Origin of the sequence: Anoxybacillus ayderensis (genome assembly GCF_013761015.1) — a bacterium.
GTDB lineage: Bacteria > Bacillota > Bacilli > Bacillales > Anoxybacillaceae > Anoxybacillus > Anoxybacillus ayderensis.
Genome location: NZ_JACDUV010000001.1, coordinates 64482 through 89970, shown reverse-complemented (window position 1 = coordinate 89970; position 25489 = coordinate 64482). Strand labels below are relative to the sequence as shown.

28 protein-coding genes are annotated in these 25489 nt (G+C 42.9%); 6 read left to right on the top strand and 22 right to left on the bottom strand.

Features of this window, described 5'->3' with window-relative positions; translation table 11 throughout:
• Positions 1 to 4: 4 nt before the first annotated feature.
• Positions 5 to 448 carry a spore coat protein GerQ gene (gerQ, locus tag HNR63_RS00455; protein ID WP_021094358.1) on the top strand — a complete coding sequence of 148 codons (444 nt, stop codon included), beginning with the start codon at positions 5 to 7 and terminating at the stop codon, positions 446 to 448.
• A gap of 26 nt (positions 449 to 474) precedes the next feature.
• Here the strand turns inward: gerQ and HNR63_RS00450 are convergent, their stop codons facing one another.
• Together HNR63_RS00450 and HNR63_RS00445 are read right to left on the bottom strand one after the other, a co-directional pair.
• Complete coding sequence (locus tag HNR63_RS00450; RefSeq protein WP_042888235.1) at positions 475 to 837, bottom strand: DUF423 domain-containing protein; 363 nt, start codon at positions 835 to 837, stop codon at positions 475 to 477.
• Positions 838 to 849: 12 nt separating this feature from the next.
• A complete protein-coding gene (locus HNR63_RS00445) occupies positions 850 to 1086 on the bottom strand; it encodes a YwdI family protein (protein ID WP_181519442.1) in 237 nt (78 codons plus the stop codon).
• Positions 1087 to 1184: 98 nt separating this feature from the next.
• Here HNR63_RS00445 and HNR63_RS00440 point away from each other — a divergent pair, with 98 nt between their 5' ends.
• Positions 1185 to 2801 carry a glycoside hydrolase family 13 protein gene (locus tag HNR63_RS00440; protein ID WP_181519441.1) on the top strand — a complete coding sequence of 539 codons (1617 nt, stop codon included), beginning with the start codon at positions 1185 to 1187 and terminating at the stop codon, positions 2799 to 2801.
• Positions 2802 to 2818: 17 nt separating this feature from the next.
• On the opposite strand, the gene HNR63_RS00435 is transcribed toward HNR63_RS00440, so the two are convergent.
• From HNR63_RS00435 to HNR63_RS00370, 15 genes are all read right to left on the bottom strand, one after another.
• Positions 2819 to 3814: a potassium channel family protein gene (locus tag HNR63_RS00435; RefSeq protein ID WP_181519440.1), complete on the bottom strand. Its 996-nt coding sequence runs from the start codon at positions 3812 to 3814 to the stop codon at positions 2819 to 2821.
• A complete protein-coding gene (locus HNR63_RS13810) occupies positions 3811 to 4017 on the bottom strand; it encodes a uracil-DNA glycosylase (RefSeq protein WP_246316692.1) in 207 nt (68 codons plus the stop codon). The genes HNR63_RS00435 and HNR63_RS13810 overlap by 4 nt, the downstream gene beginning before the upstream one ends.
• A complete protein-coding gene (locus tag HNR63_RS00430; RefSeq protein WP_181519439.1) occupies positions 3992 to 4666 on the bottom strand; it encodes a uracil-DNA glycosylase in 675 nt (224 codons plus the stop codon). Before HNR63_RS00430 ends, HNR63_RS13810 begins: the two co-directional genes overlap by 26 nt.
• A 58-nt stretch (positions 4667 to 4724) precedes the next feature.
• Positions 4725 to 6107, bottom strand: a complete 1383-nt coding sequence (locus tag HNR63_RS00425; protein WP_043967925.1) for a glycine--tRNA ligase — start codon at positions 6105 to 6107, stop codon at positions 4725 to 4727.
• Positions 6108 to 6460: 353 nt separating this feature from the next.
• Positions 6461 to 7990 (bottom strand): alkyl hydroperoxide reductase subunit F, encoded by a 1530-nt coding sequence (gene ahpF / locus HNR63_RS00420; protein WP_181519438.1) that lies wholly within the window; start codon positions 7988 to 7990, stop codon positions 6461 to 6463.
• Positions 7991 to 8004: 14 nt separating this feature from the next.
• A complete protein-coding gene (gene ahpC, locus HNR63_RS00415; RefSeq protein WP_035050260.1) occupies positions 8005 to 8568 on the bottom strand; it encodes an alkyl hydroperoxide reductase subunit C in 564 nt (187 codons plus the stop codon).
• A gap of 234 nt (positions 8569 to 8802) precedes the next feature.
• Entirely contained in the window at positions 8803 to 9036 is a 234-nt protein-coding gene (locus tag HNR63_RS00410; protein WP_181519437.1) for a hypothetical protein, read from the bottom strand.
• A gap of 12 nt (positions 9037 to 9048) precedes the next feature.
• Positions 9049 to 9864: a glycosyltransferase family 2 protein gene (locus HNR63_RS00405; RefSeq protein WP_181519436.1), complete on the bottom strand. Its 816-nt coding sequence runs from the start codon at positions 9862 to 9864 to the stop codon at positions 9049 to 9051.
• A 62-nt stretch (positions 9865 to 9926) separates the two neighbouring features.
• Positions 9927 to 11123, bottom strand: a complete 1197-nt coding sequence (locus tag HNR63_RS00400) for an MFS transporter (RefSeq protein ID WP_181519435.1) — start codon at positions 11121 to 11123, stop codon at positions 9927 to 9929.
• Positions 11124 to 11220: 97 nt separating this feature from the next.
• A complete protein-coding gene (locus HNR63_RS00395; protein WP_019416459.1) occupies positions 11221 to 11616 on the bottom strand; it encodes a cytidine deaminase in 396 nt (131 codons plus the stop codon).
• A gap of 25 nt (positions 11617 to 11641) precedes the next feature.
• On the bottom strand, positions 11642 to 11812 hold the full coding sequence (locus HNR63_RS00390) for a XapX domain-containing protein (RefSeq protein WP_003397112.1): 171 nt from the start codon (positions 11810 to 11812) through the stop codon (positions 11642 to 11644).
• A 15-nt stretch (positions 11813 to 11827) separates the two neighbouring features.
• The gene (gene deoC, locus HNR63_RS00385; RefSeq protein ID WP_412674707.1) at positions 11828 to 12496 is read right to left on the bottom strand and encodes a deoxyribose-phosphate aldolase; all 669 of its coding nucleotides are present in this window, start codon (positions 12494 to 12496) and stop codon (positions 11828 to 11830) included.
• 17 nt (positions 12497 to 12513) lie between these two features.
• Positions 12514 to 13728 (bottom strand): NupC/NupG family nucleoside CNT transporter, encoded by a 1215-nt coding sequence (locus tag HNR63_RS00380; RefSeq protein ID WP_085788594.1) that lies wholly within the window; start codon positions 13726 to 13728, stop codon positions 12514 to 12516.
• A gap of 183 nt (positions 13729 to 13911) precedes the next feature.
• Positions 13912 to 14853 carry a DNA-binding transcriptional repressor DeoR gene (gene deoR, locus HNR63_RS00375; RefSeq protein ID WP_021094370.1) on the bottom strand — a complete coding sequence of 314 codons (942 nt, stop codon included), beginning with the start codon at positions 14851 to 14853 and terminating at the stop codon, positions 13912 to 13914.
• A 128-nt stretch (positions 14854 to 14981) separates the two neighbouring features.
• Positions 14982 to 15947 (bottom strand): aminoimidazole riboside kinase, encoded by a 966-nt coding sequence (locus tag HNR63_RS00370; protein ID WP_181519434.1) that lies wholly within the window; start codon positions 15945 to 15947, stop codon positions 14982 to 14984.
• 105 nt (positions 15948 to 16052) lie between these two features.
• On the opposite strand from HNR63_RS00370, the gene HNR63_RS00365 reads away from it, so the two are divergent.
• Complete coding sequence (locus HNR63_RS00365; RefSeq protein ID WP_181519433.1) at positions 16053 to 17276, top strand: PucR family transcriptional regulator; 1224 nt, start codon at positions 16053 to 16055, stop codon at positions 17274 to 17276.
• A 120-nt stretch (positions 17277 to 17396) separates the two neighbouring features.
• Positions 17397 to 18527, top strand: coding sequence for an alanine dehydrogenase (ald, locus tag HNR63_RS00360; RefSeq protein ID WP_042894337.1), 1131 nt, complete (start codon positions 17397 to 17399; stop codon positions 18525 to 18527).
• Positions 18528 to 18564: 37 nt separating this feature from the next.
• Here ald and HNR63_RS00355 read toward each other — a convergent pair whose 3' ends face one another.
• The 3 genes from HNR63_RS00355 to HNR63_RS00345 all read right to left on the bottom strand — a co-directional run bounded on the left by HNR63_RS00355 (position 18565) and on the right by HNR63_RS00345 (position 20804).
• Positions 18565 to 19287: an amino acid ABC transporter ATP-binding protein gene (locus tag HNR63_RS00355; RefSeq protein WP_085788586.1), complete on the bottom strand. Its 723-nt coding sequence runs from the start codon at positions 19285 to 19287 to the stop codon at positions 18565 to 18567.
• A complete protein-coding gene (locus HNR63_RS00350) occupies positions 19284 to 19937 on the bottom strand; it encodes an amino acid ABC transporter permease (protein WP_181519650.1) in 654 nt (217 codons plus the stop codon). Before HNR63_RS00350 ends, HNR63_RS00355 begins: the two co-directional genes overlap by 4 nt.
• Before the next feature lie 66 nt (positions 19938 to 20003).
• On the bottom strand, positions 20004 to 20804 hold the full coding sequence (locus HNR63_RS00345; RefSeq protein ID WP_181519432.1) for a basic amino acid ABC transporter substrate-binding protein: 801 nt from the start codon (positions 20802 to 20804) through the stop codon (positions 20004 to 20006).
• 301 nt (positions 20805 to 21105) lie between these two features.
• Here HNR63_RS00345 and pflB point away from each other — a divergent pair, with 301 nt between their 5' ends.
• Both pflB and pflA read left to right on the top strand, forming a co-directional pair.
• On the top strand, positions 21106 to 23334 hold the full coding sequence (gene pflB, locus HNR63_RS00340) for a formate C-acetyltransferase (RefSeq protein ID WP_425485157.1): 2229 nt from the start codon (positions 21106 to 21108) through the stop codon (positions 23332 to 23334).
• A gap of 48 nt (positions 23335 to 23382) precedes the next feature.
• On the top strand, positions 23383 to 24111 hold the full coding sequence (pflA, locus tag HNR63_RS00335) for a pyruvate formate-lyase-activating protein (protein ID WP_181519430.1): 729 nt from the start codon (positions 23383 to 23385) through the stop codon (positions 24109 to 24111).
• Between the two features lie 8 nt (positions 24112 to 24119).
• On the opposite strand, the gene pgmB is transcribed toward pflA, so the two are convergent.
• On the bottom strand, positions 24120 to 24785 hold the full coding sequence (gene pgmB, locus HNR63_RS00330) for a beta-phosphoglucomutase (RefSeq protein WP_181519429.1): 666 nt from the start codon (positions 24783 to 24785) through the stop codon (positions 24120 to 24122).
• Entirely contained in the window at positions 24778 to 25485 is a 708-nt protein-coding gene (locus HNR63_RS00325; protein ID WP_181519428.1) for a TrmH family RNA methyltransferase, read from the bottom strand. The genes pgmB and HNR63_RS00325 overlap by 8 nt, the downstream gene beginning before the upstream one ends.
• Positions 25486 to 25489 lie beyond the last annotated feature (4 nt).

Sequence of the window (25489 nt, the reverse complement as noted above, 5' to 3'; positions counted from 1 at the left end):
TTCAATGAGTGATGAACGTCAACAAATGCCATATTATTCGTATCCGTACTACTATCCATACCAAATGCCGACATATCCGTTTGGCTTGCCTACACCAACATTTACACCACAAACAGGGGCGATGCAAACGCCGACAACGGCCAGTCAGCCGCTTCCTGGCATGCTTCCGATCGAAGAATCGTACATTGAAAACATTTTGCGCTTAAACAAAGGGAAAATTGCGACCGTTTATATGACGTTTGAAAACAATCGTGAATGGAACGCGAAAATTTTCCGCGGTGTCATTGAAGCAGCTGGTCGCGATCATCTCATTTTAAGCGATCCGCAAACAGGAATGCGTTATTTATTGCCAATGATTTATCTCGACTATGTGACATTCGATGAAGAAATTAATTATGAATACCCATTTGCATCTGGTGTCGGATTAAGCACATATGCTCCACGTTAAAAACGAGGCGTCCACAGCGCCTCGTTTTACATTTGTTTTATCGCGATATATGCTAAAAATAGCCACGCAACGATGAACGATACGCCCCCAAACGGCGTAATCGCCCCGAGTATTTTTATTTGCGTTAAGCTTAGTACGTATAAACTACCTGAAAATAAAACGATTCCTGCAAGCATAAACCAACCAACAGGCGTCACTTGGGGCCATTTTGTTGCCAGCAGCGCAACGAGAAACAAACCAATCGTATGGAACATTTGATATTGAACAGCTTTTTGCCACGTGTCTATATATCGATCTGGAATTCTTCCTTCCAACACATGCGCCCCGAACGCCCCTAGCGCCACACATAATGCTGCACTAATTGAAGCGATAATTGTAAATAGTTTCATGTTGTCCCCCTCCTAAAAATCAAGTAATGACGGTCCGTTCGCATCGACACCGATGTCTAATCGTTCGGTTGTTGCTGGTTGCGACAAAGTCACTTCCTGTTTGTTTGGTGATGGTTGTTGCAAAATAATGTCGCACAACGCGCGAACAGCATATATATGTTCACGCACCGCTTGCGGTGATGATGCTTGTTTTGCTTTTGCGATTTCTTCTTCTATTTTTGCGAATACATTTGTCACCGATATGTCCAAAACGTTTTCACTCCCTACTTCTTTTTCCTTTACAACAATGGTATCTTATACATAGCAACTTTTCAAATTGAAAACGCTTAAAAAAGGAGTGACAACAAATGAAACGGACATGGTGGAAAGAAGCCGTCGTATATCAAGTATATTGGCGCAGCTTTTTTGATTCAAACGGCGATGGATACGGTGATTTAGAAGGGCTTATTCAAAAGCTCGATTACATTCGCGACTTAGGGGTGGATGTCATTTGGCTCAATCCGTGCTATGAGTCGCCTGATAAAGATAACGGATACGACATTTCTGATTACTATCGCATCATGGACAAAGCAGGGGATATGGGGACGTTTGAACGCTTGTTGAACGAGGTGCATAAACGCGGAATGAAATTAATTATGGACCTTGTCGTGAACCATACATCCGATCAACATCCTTGGTTTCTTGAATCTCGTTCGTCAAAAGACAATCCGAAACGCGATTGGTACATATGGCGCGACAAACCGAATAACTGGCGCTCGTACTTTACTCCATCCGCATGGGAATATGATGAAAACACAGGACAATATTATTTCCATTCGTTTGCGGTAGAACAGCCAGATTTGAACTGGGAAAACAAAGAAGTTCGTGAAGAAATTTATAAAATGATGCGTTTTTGGTTAGATAAAGGGATCGACGGGTTCCGTTTAGACGCCATTGCCTTACTCGCAAAACCTGACGGATTCCCAGATGCCGAAAATCCGTATGACATTCGTTATTTAACAAACAATCCAGGCGTGCATGATTATTTAAAAGAAATGAATGAAAAAGTATTAAAACATTATGATATTTTCACCGTTGGAGAAGTCGCTTTCGTGTCGCCAGAGGAAGGATTAAAATATGTCGGGGAAGACCGAAATGAACTACATACTTTGTTCCACTTTGAAGTGTGCGACGAAATGCCGACATGGGACCCGATTCGTTTTAAACAAATTCAAAAACGTTGGTACGAAGGATTGTGGGGCAAAGGGTGGAACTCGCAGTTTTTAAACAATCACGACCATACGCGACAAGTGACGCGCTACGGAAACGATAAACAATTCCGCGTCGAATCAGCGAAATTGCTCGCTACGCTCGTGCATACGTTGCCTGGAACACCGTACATTTATCAAGGTGAAGAAATTGGCATGACTGGCGTCAAGTTTGACTCGATCGACGACTATAACGACATTGCGATGAAAAATAAATACGCAGAAGAAGTGGCAAAAGGTCGCGATCCGAAAGAAGTGCTTGAAAGCTTGCAGCTACTAAGCCGAGATAACTCGCGTACGCCAATGCAGTGGGATGATAGCGAACATGCTGGATTTACAACAGGAACACCTTGGCTAAAAGTGAATCCGAACTATAAAGAAATCAATGTAAAGCAAGCGTTAGCCGATCCGAACTCTGTATATTATTACTATAAAAAGCTCATTCAACTGCGCAAGCAACATCCAGTCATGGTGTACGGAACGTTCCGCGATTTTTCGGAAAATGATCCGTACATTTACGCCTACACGCGCGAGCTTGATGGCGTCCGCTGGCTCATCGTCTTAAACCATTGCGACAACGACAACGTATATGAGTTACCAGAAGAGCTTGCTTCCGCTCACCGCCATCTTTTGCTCGGCAATTATACAGATGTAAAAGAAGAAGGCACAACGCTTCATATGCGTCCGCACGAAGCGAGAATTTATGCATTACAATAAGCAGCCGATTCGGCTGCTTATTTTTGATTTACCGCCTGTTCAAACGACTCTAGCGCTCGTTTTTCACCGAATACGATCAGGACATCGCCAACGAAAAACCGCTCCTCTGGCGTTGGGTTACCAATCATGTTGTTTTGACGTTGAATCGCAATAATCGTCACACGAAAGCGCGTGCGCACCGCTTGATCGCGGACAGATGTCCCAACAAATGAAGAATGCGGCTCAATTGTCACTTCTTCAATCGCGTATTGCTCTGCATGGCCGTGAAAAATCGTATCGACATAATCGACACTGACAGGCTTTAACATCGTCATCGCCATACGTCGACCGCTCAAAAACGATGGGTTAATGACTTTATCAGCACCTGCACGACGCAACTTTTCCTCCGACTCCGGTCGCTCGGCGCGCGCGACAATTTGAATGTCGCGATTTAACCCTTTTGCTGTGAGGGAGATAAAGACGTTATCAGCATCAGAAGGCAGTGCTGCAACTAATCCTGCAGCTCGTTCAATACCTGCGGCAATCAACACGTCATCTTCTGTCGCATCCCCTTCGATGTACGGAATCGGATCATTCATTTCTTCCAGCCAATCTGTATTCCGTTCAATGACAACGACGGCTGTCCCGTTTTTGACAAGCTCGCGCACGACTTGCTCTCCGACGCGTCCGAACCCACACACAATAATGTGGTTTGTCATCGCTTCAATTTTCTTTTTCATTTTTCGCCTCCGAACCGTTTTTGAAAATTCTCCTTCCATCATCATCGACACGACTGCCCCTGTCGCATATGTCACAATGCTAATACCAACTGGAATAATGATGAGGGCAAACAGTTTGCCATAAAACGTTTGTGGCACTGTATCGCCATAGCCAACCGTTAAAATCGTAACAACTGTCAACCAAAGCGCATCAAAAAACGTTAATTGTTCCGAAAACATAAATCCGATCGTTCCTGCGATAATGGCGACAATCATCGCGATGACGGAAACGACGATCGAGCGCGATGAACTCATCCGTTTCTCCCCTTATGTTCTTTTTGTACAAACTTCATGCAAGGCACACCAGATGATTGCTTGACGACAATAGACGGCAACAGCACGCTTTTAAAACCGAATGCCCGACAACCACGCGGCATTTGCGCATCCCATGTCACATAAAAATGCTTGCATGCATAACAATTTACTCTCTCATTATATGTTTTCGATTTGCCAGTCAATTGGCTCTCTCCCTGTCTGTTGTAAAAAAGTATTCGTTTTTGAAAAAGGGCGGCTTCCGAAAAAGCCTCGTGCTGCAGAAAATGGACTCGGATGCGGCGCTTCAATGATATAATGATGCTCATTTGTGATGAGCTCTTTTTTCGCTTGCGCATGACGCCCCCATAAAATGAAAACAACGGGTTCACGCTTTTCATTCACAAGTTCAATGACGCGATCGGTAAAATGTTCCCACCCCTTTCCTTTATGCGAATTCGCCTCTCCACGTCGTACTGTCAATACTGTATTTAAAAGCAATACACCTTGCTTTGCCCATTTTAATAAGTAGCCGTTGTTTGGAATATAGCCCCCTAGGTCATCTTGTAACTCTTTAAAAATGTTTAATAACGATGGAGGCAAAGCGACGCCCGGTTTGACGGAAAAACTTAATCCATGCGCTTGATTTGGCCCATGGTACGGGTCTTGTCCTAAAATGACGACTTTTACGTTCGCATACGGGGTGTAATGAAGAGCGTTGAAAATGTCGTGCATATCAGGATAAATCGTTTTCGTTCGATATTCTTCTTTTAAAAATTGACGCAATTTCACATAATACGGTTTTTGAAACTCCTCTTGTAATAAAGGAGCCCAATCGTTTTTCAATATGCTCATCACCGCACTCCTTTCTAATGCAAAGGCTACCCTACTTTATAGGATAGCCTGTTTTTGCTTAAAATTGAATTTTTTCTTCTAAGAAGCTTTTTAATTCCGCAATTGGAATGCGCGTTTGTTCCATCGTATCGCGGTCGCGCACGGTAACCATGCCGTCCTGTTCTGAATCAAAATCATACGTAATACAGAACGGTGTTCCAATTTCATCTTGACGACGATATCGTTTTCCGATCGAACCGGACTCGTCGTAATCGACCATAAAGTGTTGTGAAAGTTGTTCAAAGATCGCACGCGCACCTTCTGATAACTTTTTCGATAGTGGCAATACAGCCGCTTTATATGGCGCTAATGCTGGGTGAAGGTGCATCACTGTGCGCGTCGTACCGTCTGCCAGTTGCTCTTCTTCATACGCATCGATCAAAAATGCGAGCGTGACGCGATCTGCCCCAAGTGAAGGCTCAATGCAGTACGGAATGAAACGTTCGTTCGTTTCTTGATCAAGGTAGTGGAAGTCTTCACCTGAATATTCCATATGGCGACGTAAATCGTAATCGGTACGCGATGCAATGCCCCATAGCTCGCCCCAACCAAACGGGAATTTATATTCAATATCTGTTGTGGCGTTGCTGTAGTGGGATAATTCGTCTTCCGAATGATCGCGCAAACGAATGTTTTCACGCTTCATACCAAGCGATAAAAGCCATTGCTCACAATATTGCTTCCAATAATCAAACCACTGTAATTCCTCGCCCGGCTTACAGAAAAACTCAAGCTCCATTTGTTCAAATTCACGTGTGCGGAACGTAAAGTTTCCTGGTGTAATTTCGTTTCGGAAGCTTTTTCCGATTTGCGCAATACCGAACGGCAATTTTTTGCGCATCGTTCGTTGTACGTTTTTAAAGTTTACAAAAATGCCTTGTGCTGTTTCAGGGCGAAGGTAAATTTCGTTTGCGCTCGACTCGGTCACACCTTGGAACGTTTTAAACATTAAGTTAAATTGACGAATGTTTGTAAAGTCGCGGCTGCCGCAATCTGGACAAGCAATGTCGTGCTCTTGAATGAGCTGCTCCATTTTTTCAAAAGGAAGCCCATCGACAACCATTTCAATCCCTTTCGCTTCCAGCGCGCTTTCAATTAACTTATCCGCCCGATGACGCGCTTTACATTGTTTACAGTCAATCATCGGATCGTTGAAGTTTCCTAAATGACCAGATGCTTCCCACGTGCGTGGGTTCATTAAAATGGCCGCATCTAACCCGACGTTGTACGGCGATTGTTGAACGAACTTTTTCCACCATGCACGCTTAATGTTATTTTTTAATTCTGTCCCTAACGGACCGTAATCCCACGTATTCGCTAATCCGCCATAAATTTCTGAACCTGGAAAAACAAAGCCGCGATGCTTCGCGTGTGCTACAATTTGATCCATCGTTACTGACATCGTCCATCCTCCTTAATAATAAAATGTAAACAAAAAACGCTCTCATCCTTAGGCCTTTCGCCTAGGGACGAGAGCGTAACTCCCGCGGTTCCACCCTAGTTGATGCATAACGCATCCACTTTTGCGTGAAGCAACTCCAGACTGCCGTTTCGCTAAGCGTCTTTACTAGGCTTCCACCACCCCTAGCTCGCTATAAAAGAACTCCCTTAGCTACTATCCATCTTTCATCGTTGCACCTGTATTTCATTTGGTTGATATTGTATCAAACCGCAATACGACAGTCAAGGGGAGAAGCAAAACCCGCTTTACATAAGCAGTAAAGCGGGTCAAAGTGAGTTAAGGGGTTGATTATATTAATTTCGAATTAAATAGTCAAACGCTCCTAAAGAAGCTGTTGCGCCTGAGCCCATGGAAATGATAATCTGTTTATATGCGCTATCTGTACAATCGCCAGCAGCGAAGACGCCAGGGACGTTTGTCGCTCCGCGCTTATCGACGATAATTTCGCCGAAGCGATTGCGCTCTACCGTTCCTTCTAACCATTCAGTATTCGGTACAAGTCCGATTTGCACGAATACACCTTGAAGTTCAATATGGTGCTCTTCGCCTGTTGCGCGATCAATATATGTGATACCATTCACTTTATCTGTGCCCGTAATTTCTTTCGTTTGCGCGTTTTTGATCACAGTAACGTTCGGTAAGCTGTATAAACGATCTTGCAATACAGCATCCGCTTTTAATTCTGGCGCAAATTCAAGCACCGTCACATGCTTAGCAATTCCCGCAAGGTCAATTGCTGCCTCGACGCCAGAGTTTCCACCACCAATGACCGCGACATGTTTTCCTTCAAATAGAGGGCCGTCACAATGTGGGCAGTAAGCGACGCCTTTATTTTTAAACTCCGCTTCGCCTGGGACACCGAGATTGCGCCAACGTGCACCTGTGGCGATAATGACCGCTTTGCTTTTTAAAATCGCCCCATTTTCAAGTTCTACTTCAATAAGGTCTTTCTTTTCTAGCCGTTTTGCACGCTGCAAGTTCATAATATCAACATTGTAATGTTTCACATGTTCCTCAAGGCTCGCAGCAAGCTTCGGACCTTCTGTATATTTCACGCTAATAAAGTTCTCAATGCCTAACGTATCTAAAATTTGACCGCCGAAGCGTTCAGCAACAATTCCTGTGCGAATGCCTTTACGCGCTGCATAAATGGCAGCTGTTGCACCGGCAGGTCCTCCACCGATGACGAGCACATCAAACGGATCTTTTTCCTCAAAAGTAGAAGCATCCGGCGTGCTTCCTAACTTCGCAAGAATTTCCTCGAGCGACATGCGACCGCTTACGAACGGTTCGCCGTTTAAAAAGACCGTTGGCACAGCCATAACATCTTTTTGCTCGACTTCTTCTTTAAATGCAGCCCCATCAATCATCGTATGTGAAACGTTCGGATTCAATACGCTCATGACGTTTAACGCTTGAACGACATCTGGGCAGTTATGGCACGTTAAGCTGACGTATGTTTCAAAACGATACGTCCCTTTTAAGTTTTTAATTTGTTCAATGACCGCTTGATCGACTTTCGGCGGTCTTCCACTCACTTGAAGTAATGCAAGCACGAGAGAAGTAAATTCATGTCCTAAAGGCACGCCCGCAAATACAACGCCTGTTTCTTCCCCAACGCGATTGACGCTAAAACTTGGTGTTCTTTCTAGCGTTGTTTTTTCTACTTTGATTTTCGATGACATCATCGCAAGTTCATCGACTAAAGCAAGCATATCGCGGGAAACTTCATCGTCTCCCGCGCTCACTTTTAACACAATGTCATTTTCCATCAATTGTAGATATTGGGCGAGCTGTGCTTTAATTTCAGCATCCAATATCATTTACGTAAGCCTCCTTAAATTTTACCTACAAGGTCAAGGCTTGGCTTTAATGTTTTTCCACCTTCTTGCCATTTTGCTGGGCATACTTCGCCAGGGTTGTTGCGCACGTATTGTGCTGCTTTAATTTTGTTTACGATTGTGCTTGCATCACGGCCGATGCCGTCAGCGTTAATTTCAACAGCTTGAATAACGCCGTCTGGATCGATAATGAACGTACCGCGTTGTGCAAGGCCTGTCTCTTCATCAAGCACTTCGAACATGCGTGATAATTTTTGAGAAGGGTCACCGATCATCACATATTCGATTTTGCTGATCGCTGGTGAATGGTCGTGCCATGCTTTATGCGTGAAATGTGTATCTGTTGAAACGGAGTATACTTCTACACCAAGCTCTTTTAATTTTGGATATTCGTTTTGTAAATCTTCTAATTCTGTTGGGCAAACGAACGTAAAGTCAGCTGGATAGAAGCAAACGACGCTCCATTTTCCTTTTAAGTTTTCTTCTGTTACCTCGATAAATTCACCGTTATGGTACGCCATCGCTTTAAATGGTTGTACTTGTTTTCCTACTAATGGCATTGTTAATCATCCTCCTACATCTTTTTTTGCATGTTAGTAGTATGCTTCAGCCATACGAAAAATATGACTGAAAACAAAATTAAATTATAACAATTATAATTCGATATAAATTATCATATAGGAATGTTTATTTGTCAAGTGAAAACTATACAACTGTTTTAGTTTTTCGCCATGTTTCTTTTTATTCCTTTTTCATAAACAAAAAAACAGAGCCTCCACAAAGACTCTGCTTTCTCATATAACAAAAGCAACGGCGAGTAAAACACACACATTACATAGTAGCGCAACGACAAATAGCCATGTTTGTTTTCCTTTTTTCTTTACCATATATTCCGCAAATACGGTCGTTCCAAAAGCGAAGCAAACAAAAGATAAAAACGAGCTGACGCGCCCATAAAATACGTGACGAGTAAGAAGCGGTGAAAACAAAAGCAAAAGAAATAATTGCTGAATGCTCCACCAATACATTTCAACTCTCCCCTAACAATGAATAAGATGAGCAAGACGGGAACGAAACGGTTCACCGTTCCATATGACTTCGCTCGTTGCTTGTCGCTTTTTTACTTCCGGTTCTGACAAAAGAAGCCAAAAGTTTTTTGTCGGTAAATCCCCGAGCTGATGTTTCTCACTTAATCGATTTAAATACATTTGTCTCGTTTCATTCATTTGCTTTGATAAATGATCGCCTTCATTTGAAAAAGCATAGAGGACGCTCGCTGTCGCTACACGTTTCACACGAAACTCGTTCGCCACGCGCAAAAAGAAATCCCAGTCCCAATAGTTATGAACGTACGGATCAAAATATCCAATTGTATCATGAATTGTACGCCGATACATGCTCCCTGAAGGAACATACGTCGAAAATGAACGCATCGCTTGTAAATCGAACTCATATGCAAATAAAAAGCGATCGGTCGGGATGCGCACTCCATTTTCAATACGATAATGAAAAATTTCTACGTCCGAATATACAAAATCGGCATCGTTCATATTAGCAATCATTCGCTCAATATGGCATGGCAATAGCAAATCGTCATCATCACAAAGCATAATAAAATCTTCTGTGGCGGTACGTACACCGAGATTACGAGCCTCGACATGACCAACATTTTCACGCAATTCAATGAGTTCAATAGAAAGCTCAGGATACGCATCGACAGCAGCTTGCACAGATGAGCCACCATCATTAACAATAATGACTTGCGTTGGTTTATACGTTTGTTTGCTTAACGACTCTAACAATTCTGCTAATGGAAGTAATCGGTTATATGTCGCGATAACTACGGAAACACCCAAAAGAAAATCCCCTTTCGAAAAAAGAAGCTACAATGATACCATTATAGCTTCTTTTCGTATGATTATGCGAGTTCTTGTTGTTTCGTTTCTTTGCCAAGGAAAAGAACAGCGAGCGCCCCGATGAAAATGGCGATACAAAAAATCGCAAAAATTATCGTGATTGATACTTTTTGTGCGACGAGATAGCCGACGAGAAGCGGTCCTAAAATACCTCCAATGCGTCCGAATGAAGCAGCCATGCCTGCTCCCGTCGCGCGAATGGCAGTTGGATATTGCTCTGGTGTATAGGCATAAAGCGCTCCCCATGCCCCAAGGTTGAAAAACGATAACAATGCCCCAAACGTCATTAACGCCGCAGCTGAGTCAGCATTTCCGAAGAAATAAGCACTTAATGCGGTACCAGTTAAATAAATGGTCAGTACTGCTTTTCGACCGATGCGTTCAATTAACCATGCGACGCTAAAATAACCCGGTAATTGCGCTAATGTCATAATGAGCACGTATTCAAAACTTTTAATTAAACTAAATCCTTTCATAACCATGACGCTCGGTAGCCATAAAAACATGCCGTAGTACGAGAAGACGACTGAAAACCATAAAATCCAAAGCATTGTCGTTTGTTTTGCGTACGGTTTTGCCCAAACGTCTGTTATATTTTTCCAAACGGAACGGCGCTCCGTTTTTGTCGCCATAAACTTTTTCGAATCTGGTAAGTTAATGCGCAAATAAATGGCATATAACGCTGGTACAGCTCCTAAAATAAGCGCCATTTGCCATCCATACGCTGGAATAACGAAAAATGAAATAAGCGCTGCTAGTAACCAACCGCCTGCCCAAAAGCTTTCCAATAAAACGACGACTTTGCCACGTTCATGTGCAGCAACGCTTTCCGATACGAGCGTTGACGCAACAGGCAGTTCGCCACCAAGTCCCATACCGATAAAAAAACGTAAAATTAAAAAGACCGTTAACGTTGTCGCAAGCGCTGATAGTCCGCTACCAATGGAAAATAATAAAAGCGTAATGATGAAAACTTGTTTTCGCCCAATGCGGTCAGCTAACAATCCAAAAACGAGCGCACCGACGGCCATGCCGATCGAATTGATACTTCCGATCCAACCCATTTGCTCGGCCGTTAAATTCCATTCCTTTTGCAATGCGGCAATAATAAACGAAAGCATCCCTACATCCATCGCATCAAACAACCAGCCAAGCCCGGCAACCCAAAGCAATTTGTTTCTTGATACGTCTTTACTCATGTCATCCCTCCGTTGTCAGCTGTCAAATGTCTTCCTCATGATTATATTTCCTTTTTTGTTATGTATCAATGCAAAAAGCGTCGGGAAAAACCGACGCTTATCGCAAGTCTTCTTTTGAAAACGCTCCAGGAAGAAGTTCTTTTACTGTTGTTTCTTGCATATCGCCTTTCATATTCGCTAAAATGACAGGCATATTTGGATCACATAATTCAACAATGACTTGACGGCATGCGCCACACGGCGGAACTGGTCGCTCCGTATCCGCAACAACGGCTAACATCGCATACTCATGATCGCCTTCGGAGTACGCCTTAAATAAAGCTGTACGCTCAGCGCAGTTGCATAAACCGTATGATGCGTTTTCGATGTTGCAGCCACCGTACACTTTTCCATCTTTCGTTAATAGTGCTGCTCCAACTTTAAACTTTGAATACGGAACGTACGCCCGCTCCCTCGCTTGTTTTGCCGCTTCAATTAACTGTTGTTTATTCATTGTTGATCATCCCTTCTTGGGCTGTTTAGTTAAAAAACGTCTTCATTAACCAATCGGCAACGACGCCACCTAAATATACGCCAAATACCCCCATCATTCCTGCCAATACAGGTGGAGCTGGCAATGGCAAACGTAAAAACTTAAACAAAATCCCGACAACAAGCCCAGCAAGTAAGCTAAGTAATACTTCTTTCATAGGTCAATGCCTCCATTAGTATGCTTCGTTTGAAGTCGTTCCTTCCATAATTGCTGGTCCAGAACTTGTACCGATGCGGTTTGCGCCTGCGTCAATCATCGCTTTCGCGTCCGCTGCGCTGCGCACGCCGCCAGATGCTTTTACGCCAACGTTTGGACCAACTGTTTTGCGCATTAATGCGACGTCTTCTACTGTTGCCCCACCGCTTGCGAATCCTGTTGATGTTTTAACGAAATCTGCACCAGCACGAACGGCAATTTCGCATGCACGCACTTTTTCTTCATCTGTCAACAACGCTGTTTCAATAATCACTTTTGTTAAAGCTTTTCCTTTTGCTGCATCGACAACGGCGCGAATGTCGCGCTCTACAAGCTCATCATCGCCGTCTTTTAACGCACCGATATTGATGACCATATCGACTTCTTGCGCACCGTTTTCAATCGCTTGTTTTGTTTCAAACGCTTTGACTTCTGGTGTTGTCGCTCCTAACGGAAAGCCGATGACTGTACACACTTTTACTTTCGTTCCTTGTAAACGTTCAGCAACGAATTTCACCCATGTCGGATTGACACATACAGACGCAAATTCATATTTTTTCGCTTCTTCCACTAATTTTTCAATTTGTGCTTTCGTTGTTTCCGGTTTTAATAACGTATGATCAATCATGCTAGCAATGTTCATCATTCATTCCTCCTTGTTTTTTAAATAAACATACCCGCAATGGATGCGCTTAACAATGAAGCAAGCATACCAGCAAGGACAGCTTTTAAGCCCATGCGCGCAATGTCGCTACGACGATTTGGCGCTAAGCTTCCTAATCCACCAAGTAAAATACCCATCGAAGAAATATTAGCAAATCCACATAGCGCAAAGCTAACGATCGCTACCGTTTTTGCAGATAAATCTGGAATTTGTGGCGCAAATGATGAATACGCAACAAATTCGTTTAAAATTAATTTTTGTCCGATAAATCCACCAGCTGTCACCGCTTCAGACCACGGTACACCGATCGCAAACGCAATAGGTGCAAAGAGGAATCCTAAAATGTTTTGAAGCGTCAAACCTTCGTAATTAAACAAACTGCCGATGCCGCTAAGCAACCCATTAATTAACGCAATCAGAGCGATAAACGCTAACAACATCGCACCGATATTTAACGCTAACTTCAAGCCGTCGCTTGCTCCGCGTGCAGCTGCATCAATGACGTTTGTTGATTCTTCGTCTTTTTCCATCTCAAAATGCTCATCTTCTTTAATCGGCTCTGTTTCAGGCACAATCATTTTCGCCATAACTAATCCTGCTGGCGCTGCCATGAAACTTGCCGCAAGTAAATATTCAAGCGGAACACCTAAAAGCGAGTAACCAACGAGCACAGAACCAGCAACAGACGCTAATCCACCCGTCATAACTGCAAACAATTCCGATTGTGTCATTTTAGACAAATACGGACGAATCACAAGAGGCGCTTCGGTTTGACCGACGAAAATGTTTGCCGCGGCTGACATGGACTCCGCTTTGCTCGTTCCGAGCAATTTCGCAAGCGGCCCACCAATCATTTTAATAATCCATTGCATCACACCAATATAGTAAAGAACAGAAATTAACGCGGAGAAGAAAATGACGACCGGCAACACTTGGAACGCAAACACAAATCCAATTCCTTTTGCCGCAAACATACCGCCAAACAAAAAGTTAATTCCTTCATTCGCATAGTTAATAATGCTTGTGACACCATTTGTCAACCACTGCAATGCTGCTTTCCCTGCTTCCCATTTTAAAACGATAAACGCGAAAGCGACTTGAATCGCGAGACCACCTAAAATCGTTCGCGGATTAATCGCTTTGCGATTGTTTGAAGAAAGAAAAGCGATCCCAAGGACAACGACAATACCGACAAGTCCCCAAACGATATTCATGTTGAACACTCCTATAAGTTGAATTTTGATTACGTAATCAATATAACAGGAAAACGAACATATGTAAACGTTAACATGAACAAATGTCAAAGAAAATTCATGGTTTCGCTAAATGTTTCTTCCTTTTTGCATAAATACATAAATAAAAGGGGGCTTTTTTCTTTTCCCCCATTTGTCTTTTTTTTATTCTTTTTCTAACAAACATTCGGCAGTGAATTGATCCGTCACTAATACGTTCGCATATTTTCCTTTTAACGCGCCGTATATGCCAGCGACTTTATGAATGCCTCCTGCAATGACAATCGAATATTCTTTCTTTTTGAGATCTTCTAACTCGATGCCGAGCGTACGCGCATTTAACTCTTCGCTACATAGCTTTCCATTTTGATCAAAAAAACGTGAACAAATGTCACCAGCAGCTTTTGAATAAATCGTTTGCAAATCTTCTTCTGTAAAATAACCAAGCTGGAACAATAGTGACTCTGATTTAATTGGTCCAATCGTAAATACAGCAATATTCGCTTGCCGACCGAGATCAAGAATTTTGCGAATGTGGCGGTCCGCCTCCATCGCCTGCTTAACAACGACATGATCCACGATTGCAGGTAGCGGCAAATGGTGCACCGTTGCATTGAAGGCGCTTCCAAACAAGTGTAAAATATCTGACGCAAACGTATTCGTTTCTGATAAACTAACGCCACCTTTTAATTGCACAACTTTCACGTCTTTGACATGTTTATGCTTTAGCTGTAATGCAACGTGATACAACGTTGTTCCCCACGTCACACCGATCACATCGCCGTCTTTGACGATCGAGCGTAAATATTCCGCGGCTTCTTTTCCTACATATTTTTTAATAATGCCATCTTGATGTTCAGGGACCGATACAACAATTGCTTTTTTTAGGTTGAACTTTTGTTCAAGCTGTTTCGCCAACTGTTGAATATCTTCGGCTGGATCGTTAATTTTAATTTCTACAATTCCTTCTTCTTTTGCTTGCTGTAGTAGGCGCGACACCGTCGGACGCGATACGCCAAGCTTTTTTGCAATGTCGTTTTGATTGTAGTCTAACAAATAATACAACTTTGCTGCTTCAACAACTTTTTTTAGCTTATCTTGCTCCATCGCTTCATCACCTTTTATTTATGAATGAAAAAGGAGCAACCTTCCATATTTGAAGGAATACTCCCTTTTCTTTCATCATACGAAAAAAACTGAACATTTGACAAGAAAAAGTTTTAACATAATTTCTATTATTTCGACCAACCTTCGCGTAAAATACGTTCGACTTCATCGCGTGTTGGCAACGCTGTCATTGCCCCTTTCGTCGATGCAGCTAACGCGCCAGAAACGCTCGCAAAGCGCGCCATTTGTTCAATTTCCGCAAGGGATAACGAATCGATTGTTCCTTCTCTTTCATGTAAGCAATACAGCATGCCAGAAACGAAAGCATCACCGGCTCCTGTCGTATCTACTGCCTGTACTTTGAGTGCCGGAGTAAATACCGACCCTTCTTTCGTAAACGTATAACTGCCATTTTCCCCTAGCGTGACGACAATGAGAGGAATATTGTATGGGGCGAGGGCATCGATACCTTTCCCAATATCTTTCTCCCCCGTAATAAACGTCAATTCCTCTTCAGAAATTTTAAGTACATCTGCCTCTTGTAACATTGACATAATCATTTCGCGAGCTTGTTGTTCACTTTCCCACAAACCGAGGCGTAAATTTGGGTCATATGAAACGATCATGCCGTTTTCTTTCGCTAGCATAACAGCCCGCTTTGTAGCGCTTCGTGCAGGTTCACTAATCAGTGAAATCGAGCCAAAATGAAGAATGCGATGAGTGCGAAATAACGACTCATCAATTTCTTCTTCGCATAAAAAGCGATCAGCGCTCGGGTTAATGTAAAAATCAAAGCTTCGCTCTCCATTTTCCGCTAACGTCACAAAAACGACACCTGTGCGAACATCATCACTAAATTGAAGGAAAGATGTGTTCACTCCGTATGCCTCAAGCGTTTCTTTTAGAAAAACGCCTAGCACATCGCGACCAACTTTCCCTAAAAACGTCGATGGAACACCAAGGCGTGCGACACCAACCGCAACATTTGCCGGCGCTCCCCCCGGACTTTTTTGATACGCCCGATTTGTCGCATCAAGTGGAATAAAATCAATTAACGCTTCACCAAGACTAATAATTCCTTTCTTCATCGTCATTCCCTCCCACTCCATCGTAATATGTACAATGATACAAATGCAATGCACAATATAAAACGTGCTACAATAATCGTAAAAAACAACGTAAGAAACGGAGTGGATGTCATGAATCCTTTTGCCACTCACTTTGAAAGTTTAGAGGAGTTTGCAGATCGTGTGAGCGAGTTATTACAATGTCCGATTACGATTGAAGATGCAAACCATCGCTTAATTGCTTATAGTGGACATGAGCATTACACCGATCCGGCTCGCACGGCGACAATCATCCATCGTCGCGTGCCAGAGCGGGTCATTAATAGTTTATGGCGTGAAGGGGTAATTCCAAAACTTTTGCAGAGCGAAGAGCCTGTTCGTGTCACAGAAATTTCAGAAGTAGGACTCGGCAATCGCATCGCCATTTCGATTTGGAAAAATAAAGAGGTGCTCGGGTTTATTTGGGCAATTGAAATGAATGAGCCGTGGACAGAGCAGCAGTTTCATTTGTTAAAACAAGCAGCGAAAGCAGCGAAAAATTTGTTGTCACAACTACAAATTCGCAAACATAAAAAAGAAGAGCGCATTCAAGAGTTTTTTTGGAAGCTATTAACGGGACACGTTTCTTCTCCTCATGACATCGTTGAACAATGCCATCAATTAAACGTGCATGTATATCCTTTTTTTTCTGTTGGCATTTTTCAATTTCAACAACAGATTCAAACGCAAGTGGAGCGGCAAATTGATTATTTATTAAAGACGACACAACAACTCGCTATTCCGCTTTATACGATCGACCATCAGCGGCTCATCGTGCTCGTCGCTCCAAGCTCGAACGTCTACGGGGAAGCGCACATTGAGCGATTTTTCCGCTCGTTTATGACGCAAATGAAAGAACGATTTCGCGTCGACATTATGATGGGGGCGTTCGGAAATGTGTATGAGTGCTACACAAAAATTGCAAAAAGTTATGAAGAAGCACAAACGGTATTAAAAATGAAACGCGCCTTTCCTCATCAACTTGCGAATATTCAAAGCTATCAACATCTTGGCATGTATCAATTTTTTGATTTGCTTTTTGAACAAAAACGACATGGGGATTTCCACAACGCCGCGCTCGAAAAGCTGAAGCAATACGATGCCCAACATCATACAAACTTAGTGGAGACGATTGAAACGTATCTTGACTGTGACAGCAACGTCAATGAAACGGCGAAAACGCTCAATATTCATCCGAATACACTCGCTTACCGTCTGAAGCGAATAAGTGAAATTGGAAACATTGACTTAAGCAATATGAGCGAAAAAGTAAAACTATATATCGATATGAAATTAGACAAATATCGGACAACATAGCTTTTGTGGAAATCCACAAAAGCTTGTTTTTTCTTTCTCTTTTCTAAACAAACAACAAATGATAAAAAACATTTATACTGTAGATAATAATGAAAGACAACATGAAAGGGGAAACAACACATGATTATTGGTGTTCCAAAGGAAATTAAAAATAATGAAAATCGTGTAGCGATTACACCAGCTGGCGTTATGTCATTCGTCAGCAATGGACATACTGTATTAATTGAGAAAAATGCAGGAATTGGAAGCGGTTTCACAGATGAAGCTTACGTTCAGGCAGGCGCACAAATCGTTGAACGCGCCGCAGATGTATGGGCGCAAGCGGATATGGTGATGAAAGTAAAAGAACCGCTACCAAGCGAGTATGAATACTTCCGTCCGGGATTAGTATTGTTCACATACTTACACCTCGCTGCTGAACCAGAATTAGCGCGTGCGCTAAAAGAAAAAGGTGTCATCGCCATCGCTTATGAAACGGTACAAGTTGGTCGTACGTTACCGCTTTTGACACCGATGAGCGAAGTAGCAGGACGCATGGCAGCACAAATTGGTGCTCAATTCCTTGAAAAAACAAAAGGCGGAAAAGGTATTCTTCTTTCCGGTGTTCCAGGCGTTAGCCGCGGAAAAGTAACGATCATTGGCGGCGGTGTCGTCGGAACGAACGCAGCAAAAGTGGCGATCGGCTTAGGTGCAAACGTCACGATTATCGACTTAAGCGCAGAACGTTTACGTGAACTTGACGATATTTTCGGAAGCCAAATTAATACGCTTATGTCTAACCCAATGAACATCGCACAAGCTGTTGCGGAGTCTGACCTTGTGATCGGTGCAGTATTAATTCCAGGAGCAAAAGCGCCAAAATTAGTGACAGAAGAAATGGTAAAAGCGATGCAACCAGGCTCGGTCATCGTTGACGTAGCGATCGACCAAGGCGGTATTGTTGAAACGAGCGACCATGTAACAACGCACGACAACCCAACATATGTGAAACACGGCGTCGTTCACTACGCAGTAGCGAACATGCCTGGAGCTGTGCCGCGCACATCAACACTTGCGCTCACAAACGTCACAATGCCATACGCACTACAAATTGCAAATAAAGGCGTACACAAAGCGGTCGCAGACAACCCTGCATTACGCCTTGGTGTAAACGTCGCAAACGGAGAAATCACATACGAAGCTGTCGCACGCGACCTCGGTTACGACTACGTTCCTGTCGAAGTGGCATTAGAGAAACAATTATTAGCATAAAAACGAAAGGTGTCCTGACACACGGGACACCTTTTTCTTATAACACTTTGGATAAAAATGACTTCGTTCGCTCATGTTGTGGTGCATCAAAAATTTGTTGTGGCGTTCCTTCCTCCACGATCACTCCACCGTCCATAAAGAGAACACGATCCCCGACTTCACGCGCAAATCCCATTTCATGCGTCACGACGACCATTGTCATTCCTTCTTTTGCTAGTTGTTTCATGACGGCAAGCACTTCCCCAACCATTTCTGGATCGAGCGCAGATGTTGGCTCATCAAATAACATAACTTTTGGCTCCATCGCAAGCGCACGAGCAATAGCGACACGCTGTGCCTGTCCACCAGATAATGAATCCGGATATACGTGTGCCTTATCTTGTAAGCCGACTTTCGCAAGCAGTTGCATCGCTTTTTCTGTCGCTTTTTCTTTCGACCATTTGCGCACTTTCATCGGGGCGAGTGTAATATTATTAAGCACCGTCATATGCGGAAATAAATTAAATCGTTGAAACACCATACCAACTTCTTCACGCACTTTATTTAAATCCGTTTTCGGATCTTTTAAATGAAATCCGTCAACGACGATATCCCCCTCATCAAAATCTTCAAGCAAGTTTAAACAACGTAAAAATGTCGACTTTCCTGAACCAGAAGGGCCGATAACGACAACCACTTCTTTTTCATGAATGTGCACATCAATTCCTTTTAACACTTGTAGCGATCCGAACGATTTTTTTAAATTTGTAACCCGAATCATGCGTCATACCTTCTTTCTAACCGATGTAGCAACTTGCTTAACGAGAGGGTAAGCACTAAGTAAATGAGCGCAACAGTTAAGTACGGTTCCCAAACGCGATAATATTGACCTTGCATCGCTCGTCCCCAATACATCAGTTCAGGCGCTGCAATAATTGCTGCAAGAGAAGAATCTTTAATGAGAACGATAAATTCATTGCCAAGCGGCGGAATCATTCGTTTAATGGCTTGTGGCAAAATGATGTAACGCATCGCTTGTACGTGCGTCATTCCAAGCGAACGAGCCGCTTCCATTTGACCGCGATCAATGGACTGGATGCCAGCACGGAAAATTTCCGCAATATACGCCGCTGCGTTTAAAGATAAAGAAATGGCGCCAGATACGAGCGGGTTCGGTTGAGCGGTAAAAATCGGCATCACGCCAAAATGAATAAGTAAAATTTGTACGAACAATGGCGTGCCACGGAAAAAATGGACGTACCAATCAAAAGGAAGACGAATGAGGCGGTTTCGAACCATTTTTCCGAGCCCAATGGCTAAACCGAGAATCGTCCCGAAAAAGATACCGACTAACGATAAGCCGATCGTCCATAACACCCCTTTTAAAAAAAACGGGGCATATTCAACAATGATATTGAAACGAAAATCCATCATCAATCACCTTTCCCTTTGTAAAAATTGCGTAACCTTAGCAGTTACGCAATTTTTACATCAACGTTATTGCTGTTGTTGTAATGATTCAATATTCGGTTCTGTACCAAACCATTTTTTATAAATTTCTGTGTACGTGCCATTTTCGATGACTTTTTTCAACGCTTCGTCTACTTTTTGTTTTAATTCGCTTCCTTTCGGGAACATAAAGCCGTAAAATTCAGATTCAAAATGTTCTGGATCCTCAAATGCTACAATTTTAGCATCTGGATTATTTTTTACGTATTCGTTCGCCACGGCATTATCTGTAACAACAGCTTCCACACCGCCGTTTAATAAGTCCATAATCGCAACGACCGTATTCTCAAACTTTTTAATATTTTTATTCTCTTTTCCTAAAATCTTCTCAACCGCTTCTTGTCCAGTTGTACCATTTTGGACACCGACAACTTTTCCTTGTAAATCTTTCGCGCTTTTAATCGAACTTCCTTCTTTAACAAGAATCATATGTGTTGATTCAAAGTAAGGAATAGAAAAGTCATATGTTTTTTTTCGATCATCGTTAATTGTAATTCCTGAAACGGCCATATCCGCTGTTTTCCCTTGAATAGCCGCAAACAATGGATCCCAGCCGATGTTTTTTAATTCATATTCTAGTCCAGCTTCTTTCATGACAGCTTTTAATAAATCGACATCAAAGCCGACAATTTCCCCTTTATCCATGTATTCAAATGGGGCAAACGCCGCATCTGTGACGACAGTCACTTTCTTTTCTGTTGTCGCCGTTTTTTCTGTCGAACTACCGCATCCAACAAGCGCAAACATAAGCATAAAAACAAGCGTTGCAATCATTCCTTTTTTTATCATTGTTAATCCCCCTTACTATTTGTTGTAAAATAATAAATGCTTGTGTATAAACATGTTATGCCCCTCATGTTTCACATATTATCAGCTTTTTTGTTTTTATGCAACAAATTTTATAAAAATAATTTTTGGAAAAATCTTTATTTTAAAAAATGTTTTTGATCAACTTTTCACAAATTCGTCAATCCTCCCTTCTCCTCGTCTTGTCAAAAAGTAGTATTCTTTATATAGGGGATATTTTTTACTATTCCTTAACGAATGGGAGGAGATTATAATGGCGCTACTGACTGTACATGAAGCGTTAATGGACGCTTGGAGAACGTTTAAAGGTGAAAAATGGAAAGAAGAAATTGACGTTCGTGATTTTATTTTAAATAACGTAACCGTTTACACAGGGGATGAATCGTTTTTACAAGGTCCGACGGAAGCGACGAAAAAGCTTTGGGAACAAGTGATGGAACTTTCAAAACTAGAACGCGAAAGAGGCGGCGTTCTCAACATGGATACAGAAATCGTATCAACCATTACATCGCATGGACCTGGCTATTTGAATAAAGAACTTGAAAAAGTTGTTGGTTTTCAAACAGACGAACCGTTTAAACGGGCGCTTATGCCATTTGGCGGTATTCGCATGGCGGAGCAAGCATGCGAAGCTTACGGATATGAAGTAAGCGATGAAGTAAAGAAAATTTTTACGCAATATCGTAAAACGCATAACCAAGGCGTATTTGACGTATATACGGATGAAATGAAAGCAGCGCGCAAAGCAGGAATTATTACAGGACTTCCTGACGCATATGGACGCGGTCGCATTATCGGTGACTATCGTCGCGTTGCCTTATACGGTGTGGATCGCTTAATTGAAGAGAAGAAGAAAGATTTACGCAATACAGGTGCGCGTACAATGAGCGAAGACATCATTCGTCTTCGTGAAGAATTAACGGAACAAATTCGCGCTCTTCAAGAATTAAAAGAAATGGCTGCAAGCTACGGATACGATATTTCTAAACCGGCGCGCAACGCACATGAGGCGTTCCAATGGTTATATTTCGCTTACCTTGCGGCGATTAAAGAACAAAACGGTGCAGCCATGAGCTTAGGTCGCGTCTCTACATTTTTAGATATTTATATCGAGCGCGACTTGCAAGAAGGAACATTAACAGAACGCGAAGCGCAAGAGCTTGTTGACCATTTCGTCATGAAATTGCGTCTCGTCAAATTTGCAAGAACGCCAGAATACAATGAGCTATTTAGCGGCGACCCAACGTGGGTCACAGAGTCCATTGGCGGTGTCGCGATTGACGGTCGTCCGCTTGTGACGAAAAACTCATTCCGCTTCTTGCATACACTCGATAACTTAGGCCCGGCGCCAGAACCAAACTTAACGGTGCTTTGGTCAACACAGTTGCCAGAAGCGTTTAAGAAATATTGCGCGAAAATGTCGATTCAAACAAGCTCCATTCAATATGAAAATGACGATTTAATGCGACCTGAGTTCGGCGACGACTACGGCATCGCATGCTGCGTATCCGCGATGCGCATCGGCAAACAAATGCAATTTTTCGGCGCGCGTGCAAACCTTGCAAAAGCATTATTATACGCAATTAACGGCGGCGTGGATGAAAAATTAAAAGTGCAAATCGGCCCAGAGTTTGCGCCAATCACATCTGAATACTTAGACTACGATGAAGTGATGCGCAAATTTGACAACGTCATGGAATGGCTAGCAGAATTGTATATTAATACATTAAACGTCATCCATTACATGCATGATAAATATTGTTATGAACGAATCGAAATGGCGCTCCACGATACGCACATTTTGCGCACGATGGCAACTGGTATCGCTGGGTTGTCGGTTGTCGCTGACTCATTAAGTGCGATTAAATATGCGAAAGTAAAAACGATTCGTGATGAAAACGGCTTAGCTGTCGACTTTGAAATTGAAGGCGACTTTCCGAAATACGGAAATAACGATGATCGCGTTGATTCGATTGCGGTCGATATTGTTGAACGCTTTATGACAAAATTGCGCAAACATAAAACGTATCGCGATTCGAAACATACGACATCCATCTTAACGATCACATCAAACGTCGTATACGGTAAAAAGACAGGAAATACACCAGATGGTCGTCGCGCTGGTGAACCGTTCGCCCCTGGTGCGAATCCATTACACGGTCGCGATACAAAAGGAGCGCTTGCATCGTTAAGCTCTGTCGCAAAATTACCGTATGAATATGCATTAGACGGTATTTCGAACACGTTCTCGATCGTACCAAAAGCGCTCGGGAAAGATGAAGCGACACGCATTCAAAACCTTGTCGCGATTTTAGATGGCTATGCGCAAAAACGCGGTCATCATTTAAACGTCAACGTCTTTAACCGCGACACGTTGCTTGACGCGATGGAACATCCTGAAAAATATCCGCAATTGACTATTCGCGTATCAGGTTATGCGGTCAACTTTATTAAATTAACACGCGAACAACAAATTGACGTCATTAATCGGACGTTCCATGAAACAATGTAATGGAAGCTCCCACGCATCGTGGGAGCTTTCTACCTAGGAGGAAACAACATGAACGGATTTATTCATTCAATCGAATCGTGCGGAACGGTGGATGGTCCCGGCATTCGTTACGTCATTTTTACTCAAGGCTGTTTATTGCGCTGCCAATATTGCCACAACGCAGATACGTGGGAGATTGGCAAAGGAAAACAAATGTCTGTTGATGAAGTTATTGCTGATGCAAAGACGTACTTGCCTTTTATGCAAGCATCCGGCGGCGGAATAACGGTTAGTGGCGGAGAACCGCTTTTACAAATCGATTTTTTAATTGAGCTATTTCGCCGTTGTAAACAGCTTGGCATTCATACAACGATTGATTCGTCTGGCGGATGTTATACGACGGAAGCATCATTTCAAAAAAAATTAAATGAATTGCTTCAATACACAGATTTAATTTTGCTTGATTTAAAACATATTGATGAAAAAAAACATCGTAAACTAACAGGAAAAACGAATGAACATATTTTAGCGTTTGCACGTCTATTATCAGAACGAAACGTACCTGTCTGGATTCGCCATGTGCTCGTTCCGACCGTCACAGACGATGAAGAAGATTTACATCGCTTAGCTGACTTCATTCGTACGTTGCACAACGTCGAAAAAGTTGAAGTTCTTCCGTATCATCAACTCGGTGTATACAAATGGAAAGCACTTGGACTCACGTATCCACTTGAAGGCATCCCGACGCCATCAGAAGAACTTGTCGAAAAAGCAAAGGAAATATTAGGCGCAAAATAAGCTGGTCGTCATTGACCAGCTTTTTGCATAAATCGCTTTTTTAACTCGTCCCATGTCAATTGCGTTGTCCGTTGAACGAGCCAATCGGGAGACAGCGAAGCTAAATGCTCACCGATGCCGACGGAAAACATATTCGCCTGTTTGATCGCTTTCATTCCCGCTTCCCCGTCTTCAATAGCAATGCAATGAGATGGGTCGACACGAAGTTGTCTCGCAGCTGTTAAAAAAATTTCCGGATCTGGCTTCATGCGCGTAATCGTTTTGACATCCACAATGACATCGAAAAAAGAGCGCACGTTGAGCCGCTCGACAACGACACGTGCGTTTGAGCTTGACGACGCGAGCGCCATCGGGACACCGTCGCGCTGAATGTCGCAAAGAAGCTCCCTCATTCCCGGCAACACGTCACTTGACGACAATTGCTCGATCAACTCGCGATAATATTGACCGCGAAGGTCACCAAGAGCTCGTTTTTCTTCCTCCGACCATTCATGCGCCTTTTCACCGAGAAGCGTCTCAACCATCGCCTGTCTGCTCATCCCTTGTAGCTTTTGATTGAGCTGTCGATCAAACGGTACCCCAATTTCATCGGCGACACGTTTTGTCGCAATATAATACAGTTCAACAGTATCAGCAATGACGCCATCTAAATCAAAAATCACCGCTTCAATCATTGCGTCCTCCTATTTTACTTTCCACCATTTTTCTTAGCCGTGGGCTAAGCGAAAGCTTCATCCAATGTTCGTATATTTCTTTCTTTTCTGCTAGCGATAAATGATAACGCTCCCCTGCCACTTGTTTCGCCCGCTTCGTGATTTCATAAAGGGAAATCGCTGCCGCGACAGAAATATTAAAACTTTGCACAAATCCGTTCATCGGAATGATAAACTTTCCGTCCGCTAAAGCAAGCGCTTCTTCGGATACCCCACGATGCTCATTTCCGAACAAAAGCACCGTCGGTTTCGATACGTCAATTTGTTCAAGCGGAATCGTCCCTTCTCCGAGGTAGCTTGCATATACTTGGTAGCCTTTTTGTTGGAGATGGCGAATCGCCCGTTCAATCGATGAATGTTTATGCACCGTTAACCATTTGTCCGCATGTCGCGTCACCCATTTGTTCGGCTCAAACGGAGCCGCTCCGGTAACGACATGAACATCTTGAATGCCAAATGCCTCCGCTGAACGCAATACCGCTGCCTGATTGTGCGGGTCGTCTACCGCTTCCGTCAAAATAGTAATATACCTTGTTCGTGCACTTAGCACATCATACATGCGCTTTAACCGACTTGGCAAAATCATTTCCGCAAGCAACCGATTGTCATCATCCAACAATCCTTCTTCGATGTGTAGTTCTTCCTCTCTTGTCATTCGCATGCGA